Raw genomic sequence first — 779 nt, forward strand, 5'->3', positions numbered from 1 at the left:
ACCTTCCGCCAGACCGGGGTGTTCGGCGAGCTCGCGCACTACCTCGGTGCCCGGGACCGCGTGGTCGTCGGCGCCCGCGCGGACGAGGTCACGGTCACCGCCGACAGGCAGGCCACCATGATGAACCCGGACGGCTACGGCGGTGTCGCCGCGGGCACCGACGACAGTGACACCAACCTCAGCGGCTTCACCCGCTGGGAGCACGAGCTCGCGGCGAGCCCGGCCAGTGTCTATCTCGGCCTCGGTCACGCCCAGCGCTCGCCGGATTTCTGGGAGCGCGACCGCGACTTCTCCCTCGACCCGGAGCGCGCCACCCAGCTCGACGCCGGCTGGCAGTACCGAGGCTCACGGCTGACCACCACCGTGGCACTGTTCTACAGCCGTATCGACGACTACATCCTGATCACGGATGACGGCGATGACGCCCGCAACATCCGGGCACGGACCGTCGGCGGTGAGCTGGACCTGCGCTACGCGCTGACCCCGCGCTGGGCGGTGACCGGCACGGTGTCCTACGTCCGCGGCGAGAACCGCACCGACGGCGTGCCCCTGGCGCAGATGCCGCCGCTGGAGGGCACCCTGGGCCTGCGCTACGACGACGGCCTGTGGTCCGGCGGCGTGCTCCTGCGCGGTGTCGCCCGCCAGGACCGTATCGACCCGGGCAGCGGCACGATCTACGGCACGGACATCGGCGAGACCGGCGGCTTCGGCGTGGTATCCGTGAACGCGGGTTACCGTCCGGGTGAGCGCTGGACGGTCACCGCGGGCGTGGACAACCT

At 71.5% G+C, this 779-nt stretch carries 1 protein-coding gene; it reads left to right on the forward strand.

What is annotated here, in order from left to right; translation table 11 throughout:
- Window positions 1-779, forward strand: a 779-nt coding sequence (locus G7A99_RS22390) for a TonB-dependent receptor domain-containing protein (RefSeq protein WP_163144216.1), incomplete at both ends; no start/stop codon positions are given.

Source organism: Arhodomonas sp. KWT, assembly GCF_010993615.1.